This window comes from Bacteroidota bacterium (genome assembly GCA_018816945.1).
GTDB lineage: Bacteria > Bacteroidota > Bacteroidia > Bacteroidales.
This window is the reverse complement of the sequence record JAHIVC010000018.1, coordinates 1-15,633: the sequence shown is the minus strand read 5'-3', so window position 1 is coordinate 15,633 and position 15,633 is coordinate 1. Positions and strand designations below refer to the sequence as shown.

Genomic DNA, 15,633 nt, shown 5'->3' with positions numbered 1-15,633 from the left:
AATATACAATAAGTTAAATATGTTAAAAGATGCTAAAATCAAAGCGTATATTTCTGGCAATTGAAATTCAACCTCAAACTGATTTTATGAGTGCAATCGAACAATTAAAGAAGGGTTTAAGTCATGAGCGAATTAAGTGGGTGAGACTAATAAATATGCACCTTACGCTTAAGTTTTTTGGAGAAACGCATTCAGAAAAAATTAATTCCATCATTTTAAATCTTGAGAATCTTTTATATCCAAAGACAAAATTTGAATTCGATATTGAAAAAGTAGGGATTTTTGGCTGCATTTATCAACCAAAGTTGATTTGGGCAGGAATATCAAATGATGTAAAACTGAAAGAACTTGAAAAGGATATCAATACGAATCTTGAAAAGATTGGATATGTCAATGATCGCCAGAATTTTGTACCCCATTTAACTTTAGGAAGGATAAAACAACTAAATGATAAAATATTGTTTCAAAAAATTATACAAAAACATCAGGACTTAACATTTCAAAAAGTGGAGGTTGATAAAATTTATTTGTATGAAAGCATATTAAAAAGCACTGGTCCGATTTATACAGTTTTACATGAATTTCCGTTAAAGGCATAAAAAAAGAGGCTCAAAGGCCTCCTTTCTACTTAATTCTGCAGTTTCACTACTTTTCTTCGTTTTTCTTCTCAATGAAGTAATTGATAATTAATCCTGATCCACCGAAAAGGAAAATCATTGAAAAATAAGCTACTTCTTCATCTAAGGGTGTGGCATATTCAAGGATATTCCCTAATAAAATACCAATGGCAACTCCTACAAATAGCATCCCGAATTTAAGGGTTGTTGAACTTGTTTTTTTAGAGATGAAAAATGAGGCATCTACCCCTTTTTCTAATAATGCCATTCTTTCTTTTCTACGTATTCCCAGATAAACGATGGCGAATATAAACCCGAATATTACTGTGAGAATAAATGCTGCTCCTACTTGTTCGCTCATGACTTTAAATTTTTAGTTAAACAATGCGTTTTCTACTCATATGACGCAAGATTATTTATTGGGTTACGAATGGTTCAAAATCAGTATTATTAATGCTAGTAATAAGCTTAGAACTTATATTCCTGAATCCACCATCTTAAAAATACTTTTTACCGATTTCCTATAGCCTAAAAATATTTCTGATTGTATATTGTAACGAATTTCAATTATTGTAGTCTAATCATGTGAATGATGCAACAGAAAGATTTATATTATATAGATAAGGTTCTGAATGGAGAAACCGCAGCTTTTGCCGAATTGATCAATCGACATAAGGCAATGGTTTTCACAATCGCGAACCGAATCTTAAAAAGCAGGGAGGATGCAGAAGAAATTGCGCAAGATGTATTTTTAAAAGTCTTTCAATCTTTAAAAAATTTTAAAAGAGAGGCTAAATTTTCTACATGGGTATACAGAATCGCTTTTAATACGGCTGTTTCTAAAACCAGGAAAAAAAGTCTTGAGGTATTGGCTATTGATGATCACATTATAGAAAATTATACCTTTGATGAAATTCTGGATGAAACTGGTGGTTTGAGCCTAGATGATAAAAAGAGATATTTTGAGATGGCCCTAAAGAAAGTACCTGAAGAAGACAACCTGTTATTAACAATGTTTTATCTAGAAGAACAAACAATAGAAGAAATAAGTGAAATTACCGGCCTATCGGTATCAAATGTTAAAGTTAAACTTCACCGCACCAGGAAGAAACTTTATGAGCATATAAACGTTATGCTTAAATACAGGATAGGCGAATTGATATGAAGGAGGAAATTATGACAAACATGGATTTTTTAAAAGACGATCTATTGAAGAGGATGCTCACAAAAGCTTCATTGGATCAACCATCGGCTGACTTTACAGCAGGGGTAATGAATCGTATTAAATTAGATTTGGCCAGCAAGAATGCAAATCAACCAATTTTAAGTTTAAAATATTGGTTATTGATTGGACTTGGTTTTATTGCAGCGAGTTTTGTACTTTTCGGCCTTGATTGGTCGTTTATAAATGGGATATTTGGTGGGGTAAATATGGAAAATGTTCAACTTCCAAGCCTATCTTTTAATATTTTTAATAGCCTTCAAGCCATATTTAAAGACTTTCATGTATCGCCGATTATAATAATAAGTTTAGTAGCCGTATTTTCATTAATTATTTTGGATAAAATCTTAAAAAAATCATTTTCAACACATATCTTTTTATTGATCTAAAGTATCAGTATTTATAGAAATGTGGTACTTCCTCAAATAATTGAAACTAAAATATCTGAAATCCTGACATCTCAATATCGAAAGAGGTCAGGATTTTTTTTTGTTCGATTTCATGTGTTAATAATTTTGATTTTAATGGTCACATAACTTGTCCCGATTTTTCGGTAGAATATCCATTATTAATATTCGTAGTGAGTATGAACAACGGTAGTATGGATATTTCATGCTTTTTAAAATAAAAGAAGTTGAATTAATAGACATTTAGTACTATTTTTGCCGCCTAAGCTTTTAACAATGAATATGAACCACATCGAAGACGAATCAAAGAAGAAAACATCATTAAACTTTATCGAACAACTGATCGAAAAAAATATCAGCGAAGGTAAAAACGGCGGAAGGGTACATACCCGTTTCCCTCCCGAACCCAATGGTTATTTACATATCGGACATGCAAAATCAATCTGTTTAAACTTTGGTTTAGCAAAGAAATATAATGGACTGACCAATCTTCGATTTGATGATACAAATCCAGCTAAGGAAGATGTAGAGTATGTTGATTCCATTATGAGAGATGTAAAATGGTTGGGTTTTGATTGGGAAGATCGATTATATTATGCTTCTGATTATTTTGATCAATTATACGATTGGGCAGTGTTAATTATTAAAAAGGGAAAAGCTTATATTGATGATCAATCTACTGAAGAAATGAGCTCGCAGCGTGGTACACCTTCTAAGCCAGGTATTGAAAGCCCATATAGAAATAGAAGTATCGAAGAAAATTTAGATTTGTTCCAACGTATGAAAGATGGCGAGTTTCCTGACGGAGCCAGAATTTTACGTGCAAAAATCGACATGGCTTCTCCTAACATGCAATTACGCGATCCGGCCATGTATCGTATAAAGAGAGCGCACCATCACCGAACGGGAGATAAATGGTGCATCTACCCCATGTATGATTTTGCTCATGGACAATCGGATTATATTGAAGGTATTACAAATTCAATTTGTACCCTCGAATTCGAGGTACATCGTCCGCTTTACGATTGGTATCTGGATCAAATTATTGAAGGAGATTATCGACCTGTACAAACTGAGTTTGCTCGATTGAATTTGACTTATACCATAATGAGTAAACGTAAGCTTTTACAGTTAGTTGAAGAAAACTTAGTGAATGGTTGGGATGATCCTCGAATGCCAACAATTACCGGTTTAAGAAGAAGGGGTTATACACCTGAATCAATTCGTAATTTTGCCGATATTATCGGAGTAGCTAAACGTGATAACGTAATTGATGTTGCCTTACTTGAGTATAGCATTAAAGAGGATTTAAATAAAAGAGCTAATCGAGTAATGGCGGTTTTAGATCCCATTAAAATTGTAATTACCAATTATCCTGAAGGTCAGTTTGAAGAACTTGAAGCTACCAATAATCCGGAAGATGAGTCGGCAGGAAAAAGAACATTGTATTTCTCACATGAGTTATTAATAGAAAGAGCGGATTTTATGGAAAATCCCTCCGGTAAATTTTTTAGATTAGCACCTGGAAATGAAGTTAGACTTAGATATGCTTATGTAATTAAATGTAATGAGGTTGTTAAAAATTCGGAAGGTGAAATAATTGAAATTCTTTGTACTTACGATCCGGATACAAAGAGCGGAAGTGGAATACCTCTGACACGAAAAGTTAAAGGAACCATCCATTGGTTGTCGGCCCCACATGCAATTCCTGCAGAAATAAGGCTTTACGATCGTTTATTTCTCAATGAAAACCCAGATCTAGTGGAAGAAGATAAGGATTTTAAATCAAACCTTAATCCTGACTCACTTCAAATTGTAAATGGTTATGTTGAACCTGTTTTAGCCGATGCCATTCACGAATCAAAATACCAATTTGAGCGAAATGGTTATTTCTGCGTTGATTTGGATTCTAAACCTGATAAGCTTGTTTTTAACAGAACCGTTTCCCTAAAAGATTCGTGGGCAAAAATGAATAAAGACCAATAAAGAATCTTTTATTGGAATCCTTATTAGTCTTTATAATGCAAATTTCACTTCTAATTGTAAATTTATCATTGAATGGCTATGGATAATCTAAGCGTTTAAAGTATTTCTATTAATGATGAATAGCACTTTTTCATGACAGAATATTGGCCATTCGGATTTTTAAATATTTGACTGAACTATAATTTTTGCATGCTTGTCCATAATAACCTACCATTAGTATATACAAGTCATTATAATTGAATAGTATTGTTAAATTTATTGATTAAACTTAATAAATTTAGCTATGAAGAAACTTAGTCTTATATTTATTTCCCTGATTTTTATAACATCAGCCGCTAATGCCCAACTCACTGCTTTCACTCCAGAAGATGCTTTATTAGTTAGGTCATACAGTTTGGTCGATTTAACTGATAATGGAAATTATGCTGCGGGTTTTATAAGAACAATGAAGGATCGCCAGAATATTGATCATAAGCGATATGGTGATGCTAATTATATTGCACCGAATTATAGTGAACTGGTTATTATTAATACTGAAACAAAGGAGCAAATATTTCCATTTAAGGAAAAAGGAATTTTTGGTAGTCTAAAGTGGTCTCCGGATGGGACTTGGCTTGCAATTATTAAATACGAAGATCCACTATTTGTTCTTTATATTTATGATATTGAGAAGCAAAAATTACAAAAAGTAAAGCCGGAACTTAAATATCCAATCGCCTCTAACTCGCAATTATTATGGAATAAAAAAGATGAATCGATCATTTTATCGTTACGCGAAAATACTTGGTCTAAAAAAGCTGACTCACTCTTTAAGGAAGCTACCATTGGACCCATTACTGTTTATGATTCAAAACAGCCTTTTTTGAAATGGGATGCTATAAGAATCCATAATAATCTTAAAATTTTGGCAAGCGTGGATCCTAAAAATTCAAAAGTAGAATTCTTAACAAAAGAAGGTACTTATAGTGATATTAGAATTTTGGAAGATGGATCTGATCTGGTTTTTATTCAGAACTACCCTATAAAAACAGTGTATGAAAGAGAAGGTGGTTCTGAATTTGAATTGGTGAAATTGAAGCTTTCAAATAAGGAGAGAACGATCCTTGAGAAAAAATATAAGGCTGCTAAATCATTTAGATGGGATGATAAGAATTTGAAATATGCTTATGCTGATTCTGGGAAGGTTTTTGTGCGAAATATTTATGAAGAAAAAGCTAAACTAATTTCGTTTGATACTACTGAAATTATACTGACTGATACTTCGAAAGTTAAGTTTTCGGTTGAACAGTGGAGTCCTGATAATAAAAATGTTCTTGTTTCTTCTAAAAAGGGTTATTGGCTCATTAATTCAGAGAATAGCCTAACAAAAATGGTTTATGAATTTCCTGAGAATAAAGAAAAGGAAGCAGAGTTAAATATTGTAAGCTGGAGTCCTGATGCAAAATACTGGTTTATGTCTTATTCAGCGAAGGATAAATGGGATAGAGGGCTGTTTAAATACGATATTGTTAATATGAAAATGGAGGAGCTATTTAAGGATTCTAATTTATACTCAAGATGGAAAATGTCCAAAGATGGAAGTAAGTTTTTTTATAATTTTTCGGATGGTGACCAACCAGATAATTTTTTTAAACAGGCAAGTGATTTTAGAAGTCGTACACAATTAACTGACCTAAATCCCTGGATTAATACTAAAAAATTAACTAAAAGCGAACTCGTAAAATATAGGGACTCTGATGGGAAAGAGTTAAATGGAATTTTGTATTATCCTGTAAATTATGATTCTACAAAGAAATATCCGCTCGTTTGTGAGATTTATGAAACTTTTTTCGATAATGGTTATAGTTTGTCTATGAACTTAATTTCAAATGCCGGGTTTTTTGGATTTAAGCCATCCGTTAATCTTGAAAAAGGTTATCCTGGAGAAGCTTGGATTAAAGGAATTACTGCGGGTATAAACAAATTAATTGATCAAGGTCTTATTGATGAAACAAAATTAGGAGTACACGGAACAAGTTACGGTGGTTATGCTACTTCCTTATTGATATCCCAAACTAATCGTTTTGCTGCCGCTATTAATATCTCAGGCAAAGTAAATATTATTAGTTTTCTGGGTGATAGCCCTCGTATTGGAACGAGAAATTATGCAGCCGCCGAAAATGGGCAGGATAGAATTGGAGAAACCCTTTGGGATGCTCCCCTCAAGTATATAGCCACATCTGCTGTATTGTTTGCCGATAGAATTAATACCCCTCATCTTCTTCTCACTGGCGAAGGTGATTGGAATGTTCCTGCGGTTAATTCACGAGAATTGTATTATGCATTAAGGAGGTTAGGCAAAGAAGTGATGTGGGTTAATTACTATAATGGTGGTCATGGAGCTGGCAATGCTAGTAATGAAAGTGATTTTTATGATTATTGGGACAGAATAATCAACTGGTATAATACTCATTTCGAAAAATCAGGAAAAGAAACCAAATAATTAATTAAATACTAAGCCATGAAAAAGTTGTTAGTCTTACTTCTTGCATTACTACTAAATGTTGAAATGTTTTCTCAAAAAAATAATACAAAAGCAAATGAGTATGCGGAAAAAACCTATGCATTAAATTATTTAAGTAATGAAAAAACAATAATGAAATTCGGGAAAATTTCCGATGCCATTTGGTCATACGCTGAATTGGGGATGCAAGAATTTAAATCGTCAGCACTTTTAGCTTCTACCTTGGAAGCCGAAGGATTTACTTTAGAAAGAGGTGTGGCAGGGATGCCAACTGCTTTTGTGGCCTCCTATGGATCAGGAAAGCCTGTTATTGCAATTTTGGGCGAATTTGATGCGTTACCTATGATTTCTCAAAAAGGTAGAGTTTCTAAACAGGAGCCATTAATTAATGGAGCTCCCGGACATGGGTGTGGACATAATACGATGGGCACAGCCGCTACTGCTACTGCAATTGCTATAAAAGAAGCGATGATAAAATTCGGCTTTAAAGGCACGATTCGTGTTTATGGATCTCCTGCTGAAGAAACAATTATAAGCAGACCGTATATGATCAAAGCGGGGCTATTTGAAGACGTTGATTTTGTTATAGATAATCATAGTAGTAGCGAATTCAGTACAGAATATGGGGTAAGTGGCAATGCGATAATTTCTACTTTTTTTACATTTAAAGGAAAAACGGCTCATAGTGCGGGGGCACCTTGGTCAGGAAGAAGTGCTTTAGATGCAGTTGAGATTATGAACGTTTCTACTAATTATTTAAGGGAGCATTTGTTTTACACTGAGCGAATGCATTATGTGATTACTGCCGGTGGTGAAGCCCCTAATGTTGTTCCTGATAAAGCTACTGTGTGGTATTATATTAGAAATAGTGATGATAAAGTTGAGGAAATGTTTGAAAGAGTTTTGGATTGTGCAAAAGGTGCTGCTCTTGCAACAGGAACGGAACTGTTCGAAGTTCGTACTATCGCTGCTGCACATCAGAGGCATTCAAATAAGGGTATGGCTGAACTATTGCAAAGAAATATGGATCTTATTGGAATGCCGGCATGGACCGAAGAAGAAAATGAATTTGCAAAAGCATTACAGAAGGAACTTGGTCAAGAAGAAAATGGAATGCCAACGAAAATTAAAGAATTTAAAGCATCAAAAGAAACATTTGTTGGAGGTGGTTCATCAGATGTGGGGGATGTGACTTTAGTGGCACCAACAGCATCTCTTCGTTTCCCGGGTGGAGTTCCAGGAGGGATTAGTCATCATTGGTCAAATGTAACTGCTAACTTTGGCTCAACTGCATGGAAAGGTTTAAATGCTGGTGCCAAAGTAATGGCTGCTTCAGCGATAGATTTATTTATGAATGAAGAATTAAGAAACGCTATTATAAAAGAGTTTAAGGATTATTCAATAAAACATCCATATAAGTCATTTTTACCGAAAGATGCAAAACCGCCAGTCGATTTAAATCAGGAATTGATGGAAAAATGGGCACTTGAGCTAGCGAAGTATTATATAGAAGTAAAGTAAGAGGATAAATAAATAAATTAAAAAGCCTTCAGAAAATTCTGAAGGCTTTTTTGAGGTCTCGAGCGGATTCGAACCGCTGTGGAAGGTTTTGCAGACCTCTGCCTAGCCACTCGGCCACGAGACCAATTTGAGAGTACAAAGATAATTATTTTCCTATATACATATTGTTAGTTTTTAAGGCTTATTTTGATTCTTTAATTCTTCAATACAATTCGGGCAAAGGCAGTATTCATAATTAGTATTTAATTTTGCCAATTGATTAGAATCTAATCCAATTTCATAACACCAACATTTATTTGATTTAGAGCATGAAAATTTTTTTTTGCATTTGGGACAAATTTCTTTTTCTTCCAGTTCCATTTTATAGTTTAATAGTTAAACTTACGTTTTTAATTTTTCCACCAAGAGGTGGATTTAGCTTTGAAATTTTAACAGTCATATTTTTAGTATTCGGAAAATTATGTTTTAGGGAGCTTAATATTCGTCTCCCGGCATTTTCTAAAAGTTTTGATTTAATTTCCATCTCTTTTTTAACAATCGAATAAACTTCTAGGTAATTTATTGTTTTTGTTAAATCATCTGTTTCTTCAGCAAGACTTGTTTCAGTCTCAATGAAAAGGTCAACAATAAATTTTGTACCTATAATTTGCTCTTCCTTAAAACAACCATGATAAGCAAAAAACTCCATTCCTTCAATTGATATGATTGACATATATGTTCTAATTTATTTGTTGAATTGCTTTTCTAATTCTCCTAACTGTCTCATCTGCAGTTAGAATATGGGCTATTTCAAACACTGATGGACCTTGAGATGAGCCAACTAAAGACAATCTTAATGTATTCAACACTTGTCCCATATTATATTGTTTTTCCTCAATATGTTGTTTAAAAGCACTCTCTAAGGCAATTGGATTGAATTCTTGTATGTTTGATATGAGTAGTATTATTTCTTCTAACATTTGTGGGGTATCCTCTTTCCAGCGTTTCTTAATAATTTGTGGATCATAGCTAATTGGTGCTTGGAAAAAGTAATGGGTCAGCTCCCAAAAATCTGATATGAAAGTTGCCCGATCTTTGATAAGATCTATTATTTTTAGGATTGGAAATTCAATTGAGTTGATGCCTTTTTCCTCTAAGATTGTTGAAAAAATAGAAGCTATTTCTATACTGGATTTTTTTTGTAAGTACTGATGATTAAACCATTTAGCTTTCTCCAGATCAAATTTTGAACCTGATTTACCTATACGATCAAGACTAAATAATTGTATTAGTTGTTCTTTAGTAAATATTTCCTGATTGATACCAGGATTCCAACCGAGTAATACCAAAAAGTTTAAAAAAGCTTCCGGAAAATAACCGGCTTCACGGAAGCCTGAAGATTTTTCGTAAGTGTCTGAATTAACCCAATCTAAGGGAAATACTGGAAATCCTAAACGATCACCGTCACGCTTACTTAATTTACCTTTTCCGTCCGGTTTAAGTAAAAGTGGCAGATGTGAGAAGAGAGGCATTTCTTTCTCCCAGCCAAAGTACTTATATAGTAAAATATGTGAAGGGGTAGAATTTGTCCATTCTGAGCCTCGTATAACATGGGTAATTTGCATTAAATGATCGTCGACAACGTTAGCTAGATGATAAGTTGGCATTCCATCGGATTTAAATAAAATCTTGTCATCTAATTGAGAGGAATGAAAATTAAATTCACCCAAAACCGTATCATTAAAAGTTATAACCTCATCATCAGGTAGTTTTAATCTTATAACATAAGGCTCTTTATTAGAAAGTTTTTGTTCAACAATTTGAGATGAAAGGGTTAATGAGTTTTTCATATTTATACGCGTAATTGCGTTGTATTGCTGAACTGGATTCTTCTCACTTTGTAGTAGTTCACGCATTAGGTCTAGCTCTTCGGAGGTATCAAAAGCATAGTATGCATGACCCTTTTGTATTAATTGATCTGCATATTGTTTATATATGGTTTTACGTTCTGATTGGCGATAGGGACCAAATTGACCGCCTTGCTCTATTCCTTCATTAGGATCAATTCCAAGCCAATGTAAAGCTTGGATAATGTATTCTTCCGCTCCCGGAACGTATCTGTTTTGATCTGTATCTTCAATTCTTAGAATAAAGTCCCCAGCATGCTTTTTAGCAAATAAATAATTAAATATTGCAGTTCTAACACCACCAATATGTAAAGGTCCAGTCGGGCTTGGAGCAAATCTTACACGTACTCTTTTAGTCATCGTGAAATATTTTATTGTGCAAATATATAAATAAACGCTCTTGGCATGCAGTGTTGAGGCAATCTTCTGGGATTTGGATATTTTTATCTAAATATTAATTTAATTTTAAATATTTTTATGACAGAAATAATTTGCATGATCAATAATACTATTGATCGTATTATACACAAAAAGAAGCAGTTAAAGATAAGAGACTACAGAAAAAGATCTTTCTTTAGCAAATCTGGGTGGCATTTTTAAAGAATTTTTTAAATTGCAAGCTAAATAGTGAATCCTTAAGAGTTTCCATTAGCGAAAAATTTAAAAAAATTAGTAACCCTATCAAAAAAAAATAGTATAAACTGATATAAATATTAAAAATTTAAACATAAGTCAACATTCAAGAGAATTATTCGGAATTTTTAAGCTATAGTAAAAATGAGTACAATTGTTTTAAGAAATAGAAACGAGAGTCTAAATCGAATTGAAAGTTTCGTAGAGCATATTTGCGTTGGGTTCAATATTAATGATACGTTTCTGGGAAACATGATTATCGCAGTTTCGGAGGTTGTAAATATTATAGAAGCTAAGAACTTGGGAGTAAAAATCTCTTTCAAGAACGAGCAAAAAGAATTCTCATTTGTCTTTGAAGACTTTTCAAATGAATTAGATCTTACCCTTTTTAGTAATGATCGGGAATTGTTAACTGAAACCCGATCAGAGACGGATAATTCTCTTTTTATGATAAATGCTTTATGTGATGATTTAATTGTTGATAGTATAGAACGAGTGATTGTTTTAACTTTTATTAATGAAGGGGTGGCAGAGAAACTATCAAGACATAGAAAAAATTACCTTAATAATTACTTAAATCAACAACTAAAAGTAAATTGAGCATAACGAAAACTCTGGTACCGAAAATCTATTTTTTTTACGAAAATATCGAATATAAAGTAAAGGGTATTAAAGAGATACGGCTTTGGCTTATTGCATGTGCTGCTTCTGAGAGTAAAAAGATTGGGGAGCTAAATATTATTTTTTGTGATGATAATTATCTATCAAAAATAAATAAAGAATATCTTAAGCACAATTATTTGACTGATGTCATCACATTTGATAATTCAGAAAATAAGGGTATTCTGTCCGGAGATGTTTTTATCAGTATTGAAAGAGCTAAGGAAAATGCAGTATTGTATAAGCAAACAACAACAAAAGAAGTTAGAAGGTTATTGATTCATGGGCTACTTCATTTAATAGGATATTCTGATAAAAGTGCGATTGCTAGGAAATTAATGAGTGAACTAGAAGACGCTTATTTAGATAAAGTGTAATAAGAATTATCCCTCCACAAAATTGCATATTTTAACTTTAAGGTTTTCCCTAATAGTGGTTATAGTGTAAATAAATAAGATTAATATCTGATATATTCTAAAAGAAAATGTTGCATAGTTTCTTAATAGGCAACGGATAGACTAAAATTTAGGATTTGTAAAGTCATATATATAACTTTGAAAAAAGTTATAAAGTTTCACGTGGAACATAATTATGTTTAAAAAATACGATATTATTGTTGTTGGAGCCGGGCATGCAGGTTGCGAGGCCGCAGCTGCAGCTGCGAATTTGGGATCTTCCGTCCTATTAATTACAATGAATATGGAGAACATGGCTCAGATGTCATGTAATCCTGCGATGGGTGGTATCGCTAAAGGCCAAATAGTTCGTGAAATTGATGCATTAGGAGGATATTCAGGAATCGTTACAGATCATACAATGATTCAATTCCGTATGTTGAACAAATCGAAGGGTCCTGCTATGTGGAGCCCAAGGGCACAAAGTGATCGTATGCTTTTTTCAAGAAAATGGAGAGAGATATTAGAAAACCAACCAAATTTAGAATTTTGGCAGGATATGGTTACAGAGATAATTGAAAAGGATAATCGTATAGTAGGCGTTAAGACAGGAATGGGTCAAGTGATTAATGCATTGGCTGTCATTCTGACCAATGGTACATTTCTAAATGGCAAAATTCATATTGGAACAAAAACTTTTGGTGGCGGTAGAATAGGAGAAAGAGCTTCAGTTGGGTTAACTGAATCGTTGATAAAGATGGGATTTGAATCAAGTAGAATGAAAACCGGAACTCCTGTTCGTGTAGATGGAAGATCCCTTGATTTTGAGAAAATGGAAGAACAAAAGGGGGATGAGATTCCAGGTAAGTTTTCATTCACCAACACTCCAAAACTTCAAAAACAAAGAAGTTGTTATCTTACCTACACAAATACTTCTGTTCATGATACACTAAGACATGGCTTTCATGAATCCCCAATGTTTAGTGGGAGGATTCTGGGAATTGGGCCAAGATATTGCCCTTCCATAGAAGACAAAATTGATCGATTTTCTGATAAAGATAGACATCAATTATTTATTGAACCTGAAGGGTGGAATACGATTGAATATTATGTGAATGGGTTTTCATCGTCATTACCAGATCATATCCAATATAAAGCTCTCAAAAAAATTCCGGGATTTGAAAATGCAAAAATATTTAGACCAGGTTACGCTATTGAATATGATTATTTCCCACCTATTCAGTTAAAATATACTTTAGAAACAAAATTGATTGCAAATTTGTTTTTTGCAGGACAAATAAATGGAACAACCGGTTATGAAGAGGCCGCTTCACAAGGGATAATCGCGGGCATAAATGCACACCAGCTCACTTGTGAAAAAGAGCCTTTCATCTTAAAGAGATCAGATTCCTATATTGGGGTGTTAATTGATGATTTAATTACAAAAGGTGTAGATGAGCCCTATAGGATGTTTACATCAAGGGCTGAGTATCGTTTATTGCTTAGGCAGGATAATGCAGACATCAGATTGACAGAAAGAAGTTATAAAATTGGTTTAGCTGATGAGCAAAGAATGGAGGCTGTAAATAATAAGAATGAAAAAATAGCTGAGATTATTAATAAATTAAAGAATGTAAGCCTTGATCCTGACGATATAAATCCATATCTCATATCGAAGGATACAAACATTATTACACAAAAGACAAAAATTGCAACACTTGTTTTACGCCCTCAAGTCAATTTACCTGAATTAATTGAACATAGTAAAAAAGCAAACGATATAGTGATTAAATATGAAAATTTAGATCCAGCATTGATAGAATCAATAGAAATCCTAATTAAATATGAAGGTTATATCGTTAAAGAAAAGGAATTGGCTGATAGATTTGAGAAGTTTGAAAAGATGAAGCTGGATACTGACTTTGATTATCATAAAATAAAAGCTTTATCTTATGAGGCTCGAGAAAAACTGAATAGAATTAAACCAACTACTATTGGCCAAGCAGCTCGTATTAGCGGTGTTTCGCCATCAGATATTTCTGTTTTGGCAATACATAATGGAAAATGAAAATTGTTTCACGTGAAACGTTAGCGTATGGAAAAACTTAAAAATTGCTTGATTTGTGACTCAGATCAGAATATGATTTACTTAAAATGCAGAGATTATTTAGTTACAAAAGAAGAGTTTATATTAACTCAATGTAAAAATTGTGGTTTTGTTTTTACAAATCCTCGACCAACAATTGAAGAAATACCTCCATATTATAAATCAGAAGATTATTATTCTCATAGTGATGACAATAAGTCAATTATTTCAGGAATTTACAATATTGTAAGAAATATAAATATTAAGAATAAATTGAACCTTATTCATAAGGTTACTAAAGTACGAGGAACACTTTTAGATTATGGTTGTGGAGCAGGCTTATTTATTAAGTACGCAAGTAGCCAAGGTTGGTTAGCTAGTGGGATAGAGCCAAATAGTGATGCAAGAGCTGTAAGCAAGAAATTGGGTTTAAGTGTTGAAGCTCCTGAATTCTGGACCACAATTACTGAGCGAAAATTTGATGTAATCACCTTATGGCATGTACTTGAACATTTGCATGACATCGAATTTGTAATCCCAAAATTGAAGTCTACCCTAAATATTGATGGAATTCTAGTAGTGGCGGTCCCGAATATTGATTCCTGGGATGCAATAAAATATAAGGAGAATTGGGCAGCTTATGATGTGCCAAGGCATTTGTATCATTTCAATCCTAAAACAATTGAGAAATTATTTGGCAAATTTGGTATGAGTATTGTTAGTATTCACCCAATGAAGTACGATGCTTATTATGTGAGTATGCTAAGTGAGGGTAAGTCAGTTTTAGCTAAAGTTAAAGCAATAGTAAATGGGCTAAGATCCAATATGCATGCAAAATCTGATATGAATTATTCGAGTCTAATTTATTTTATTAAATAAAGTATCGTTAGATCTAGATTATGGAATCCTTAATGAAAAACAAGAATGTTGCTAGACGCTCCTTTTGGGTTCACCTGATAAGTACACTTTGTTCAGCAATAGTGTTGTTTTTATTGATGTTTTCATTTAATGAACAGCAATCCGATAAACATATAAAAAAGCTTTTTGAGAAAGAAATACATGAAAAAGGTGAGGTTTTAAACAAGATTGCGGATGAGATACTTGAAGCGTATTTAAATAATCAGATAAAATCATCTGAGGATTGGTCAGCTCAATTAAACACAATCAATGGAATGGTTTATCTTTTTGAGAAAGATTCATTGATTTATTGGTCGTCAAATTTAATTGATCCATCAGGTATTATCGCTCGAGATGAACAACCCATTGTGAAACTATCCAATGGCTGGTATAAAATTTCTCAGAAAAAAATTAATGATATTAGATTGATAGTAGCTCTTTTAGTGAAAAATGAGTATGAATACCATAATGAATATTTAATCCCAAATTTTATTAGTAGTGCAGCACTTAATGAGAATTATGCAATATCTGTTGAACCTAATGATCTAAATATTCACGATGATAATGGAATATTTTTATTTTCAATCATCCGAGGAAATCAAAAAGAAATTAAATCTACGCAAGCTTTAGTACTATTTATTTTCTATCAGTTATTGATTGTTTTATTACTGAGTTTAATAATTAAATTCTACAAAGCATATGGTTTCCTTGTTAGGAGAACATGGCTAATACCTTACCTGATCTTATTCGATTATTTATTAATATGGACATTCTTAAAATACGTACAAGTACCTTCTGAATTATTTGAATCTTATCTTTT

The 15,633-nt window shown here is 32.9% G+C and carries 15 protein-coding genes and 1 tRNA gene; 11 read left to right on the top strand and 5 right to left on the bottom strand.

The window, feature by feature from the left end; all coding sequences use genetic code 11:
• Window positions 1-29 precede the first annotated feature (29 nt).
• On the top strand, window positions 30-599 hold the full coding sequence (gene thpR / locus KKG99_03360; protein MBU1012018.1) for an RNA 2',3'-cyclic phosphodiesterase: 570 nt from the start codon (window positions 30-32) through the stop codon (window positions 597-599).
• A 46-nt stretch (window positions 600-645) separates the two neighbouring features.
• Here thpR and KKG99_03355 read toward each other — a convergent pair whose 3' ends face one another.
• Window positions 646-978 carry a hypothetical protein gene (locus tag KKG99_03355; protein ID MBU1012017.1) on the bottom strand — a complete coding sequence of 111 codons (333 nt, stop codon included), beginning with the start codon at window positions 976-978 and terminating at the stop codon, window positions 646-648.
• Between the two features lie 228 nt (window positions 979-1,206).
• Between KKG99_03355 and KKG99_03350 the strand changes: the two genes are divergently transcribed.
• The 5 genes from KKG99_03350 (at window position 1,207) to KKG99_03330 (ending at window position 8,256) form a co-directional block, all read left to right on the top strand.
• Window positions 1,207-1,782, top strand: coding sequence for an RNA polymerase sigma factor (locus KKG99_03350; protein MBU1012016.1), 576 nt, complete (start codon window positions 1,207-1,209; stop codon window positions 1,780-1,782).
• Window positions 1,779-2,228, top strand: coding sequence for a hypothetical protein (locus KKG99_03345; protein ID MBU1012015.1), 450 nt, complete (start codon window positions 1,779-1,781; stop codon window positions 2,226-2,228). The genes KKG99_03350 and KKG99_03345 overlap by 4 nt, the downstream gene beginning before the upstream one ends.
• 294 nt (window positions 2,229-2,522) lie before the next feature.
• Window positions 2,523-4,232, top strand: a complete 1,710-nt coding sequence (locus tag KKG99_03340) for a glutamine--tRNA ligase/YqeY domain fusion protein (GenBank protein MBU1012014.1) — start codon at window positions 2,523-2,525, stop codon at window positions 4,230-4,232.
• 283 nt (window positions 4,233-4,515) lie between these two features.
• Complete coding sequence (locus KKG99_03335) at window positions 4,516-6,714, top strand: prolyl oligopeptidase family serine peptidase (GenBank protein MBU1012013.1); 2,199 nt, start codon at window positions 4,516-4,518, stop codon at window positions 6,712-6,714.
• A gap of 18 nt (window positions 6,715-6,732) precedes the next feature.
• Complete coding sequence (locus tag KKG99_03330; protein MBU1012012.1) at window positions 6,733-8,256, top strand: amidohydrolase; 1,524 nt, start codon at window positions 6,733-6,735, stop codon at window positions 8,254-8,256.
• 53 nt (window positions 8,257-8,309) lie between these two features.
• Here KKG99_03330 and KKG99_03325 read toward each other — a convergent pair.
• The 4 genes from KKG99_03325 to KKG99_03310 form a co-directional block, all read right to left on the bottom strand.
• Window positions 8,310-8,380: transfer RNA gene (locus tag KKG99_03325), tRNA-Cys, on the bottom strand.
• A gap of 50 nt (window positions 8,381-8,430) precedes the next feature.
• Window positions 8,431-8,616 carry a cysteine-rich CWC family protein gene (locus KKG99_03320; GenBank protein ID MBU1012011.1) on the bottom strand — a complete coding sequence of 62 codons (186 nt, stop codon included), beginning with the start codon at window positions 8,614-8,616 and terminating at the stop codon, window positions 8,431-8,433.
• Between the two features lies 1 nt (window position 8,617).
• Window positions 8,618-8,968 carry a dihydroneopterin aldolase gene (folB, locus tag KKG99_03315; GenBank protein ID MBU1012010.1) on the bottom strand — a complete coding sequence of 117 codons (351 nt, stop codon included), beginning with the start codon at window positions 8,966-8,968 and terminating at the stop codon, window positions 8,618-8,620.
• 7 nt (window positions 8,969-8,975) lie between these two features.
• The gene (locus tag KKG99_03310; protein MBU1012009.1) at window positions 8,976-10,502 is read right to left on the bottom strand and encodes a glutamate--tRNA ligase; all 1,527 of its coding nucleotides are present in this window, start codon (window positions 10,500-10,502) and stop codon (window positions 8,976-8,978) included.
• 417 nt (window positions 10,503-10,919) lie between these two features.
• On the opposite strand from KKG99_03310, the gene KKG99_03305 reads away from it, so the two are divergent.
• The 5 genes from KKG99_03305 to KKG99_03285 all read left to right on the top strand — a co-directional run.
• Window positions 10,920-11,375, top strand: coding sequence for an ATP-binding protein (locus KKG99_03305; GenBank protein ID MBU1012008.1), 456 nt, complete (start codon window positions 10,920-10,922; stop codon window positions 11,373-11,375).
• A gap of 14 nt (window positions 11,376-11,389) precedes the next feature.
• Window positions 11,390-11,812: an rRNA maturation RNase YbeY gene (ybeY, locus tag KKG99_03300; GenBank protein MBU1012007.1), complete on the top strand. Its 423-nt coding sequence runs from the start codon at window positions 11,390-11,392 to the stop codon at window positions 11,810-11,812.
• Window positions 11,813-12,026: 214 nt separating this feature from the next.
• Window positions 12,027-13,898, top strand: a complete 1,872-nt coding sequence (gene mnmG, locus KKG99_03295; protein MBU1012006.1) for a tRNA uridine-5-carboxymethylaminomethyl(34) synthesis enzyme MnmG — start codon at window positions 12,027-12,029, stop codon at window positions 13,896-13,898.
• Window positions 13,899-13,925: 27 nt separating this feature from the next.
• Window positions 13,926-14,795 (top strand): class I SAM-dependent methyltransferase, encoded by an 870-nt coding sequence (locus KKG99_03290; GenBank protein ID MBU1012005.1) that lies wholly within the window; start codon window positions 13,926-13,928, stop codon window positions 14,793-14,795.
• Between the two features lie 32 nt (window positions 14,796-14,827).
• Window positions 14,828-15,633: hypothetical protein (locus KKG99_03285; protein ID MBU1012004.1), on the top strand; the 806-nt coding region annotated here is incomplete at its 3' end.

Coding starts and splice junctions, on each gene's coding strand:
- thpR (MBU1012018.1), top strand. CDS start 30: ATGCTAAAATCAAAGCGTATATTTCTGGCAATTGAAATTCAACCTCAA.
- KKG99_03355 (MBU1012017.1), bottom strand. CDS start 978: ATGAGCGAACAAGTAGGAGCAGCATTTATTCTCACAGTAATATTCGGG.
- KKG99_03350 (MBU1012016.1), top strand. CDS start 1,207: ATGATGCAACAGAAAGATTTATATTATATAGATAAGGTTCTGAATGGA.
- KKG99_03345 (MBU1012015.1), top strand. CDS start 1,779: ATGAAGGAGGAAATTATGACAAACATGGATTTTTTAAAAGACGATCTA.
- KKG99_03340 (MBU1012014.1), top strand. CDS start 2,523: ATGAATATGAACCACATCGAAGACGAATCAAAGAAGAAAACATCATTA.
- KKG99_03335 (MBU1012013.1), top strand. CDS start 4,516: ATGAAGAAACTTAGTCTTATATTTATTTCCCTGATTTTTATAACATCA.
- KKG99_03330 (MBU1012012.1), top strand. CDS start 6,733: ATGAAAAAGTTGTTAGTCTTACTTCTTGCATTACTACTAAATGTTGAA.
- KKG99_03320 (MBU1012011.1), bottom strand. CDS start 8,616: ATGGAACTGGAAGAAAAAGAAATTTGTCCCAAATGCAAAAAAAAATTT.
- folB (MBU1012010.1), bottom strand. CDS start 8,968: ATGTCAATCATATCAATTGAAGGAATGGAGTTTTTTGCTTATCATGGT.
- KKG99_03310 (MBU1012009.1), bottom strand. CDS start 10,502: ATGACTAAAAGAGTACGTGTAAGATTTGCTCCAAGCCCGACTGGACCT.
- KKG99_03305 (MBU1012008.1), top strand. CDS start 10,920: ATGAGTACAATTGTTTTAAGAAATAGAAACGAGAGTCTAAATCGAATT.
- mnmG (MBU1012006.1), top strand. CDS start 12,027: ATGTTTAAAAAATACGATATTATTGTTGTTGGAGCCGGGCATGCAGGT.
- KKG99_03290 (MBU1012005.1), top strand. CDS start 13,926: ATGGAAAAACTTAAAAATTGCTTGATTTGTGACTCAGATCAGAATATG.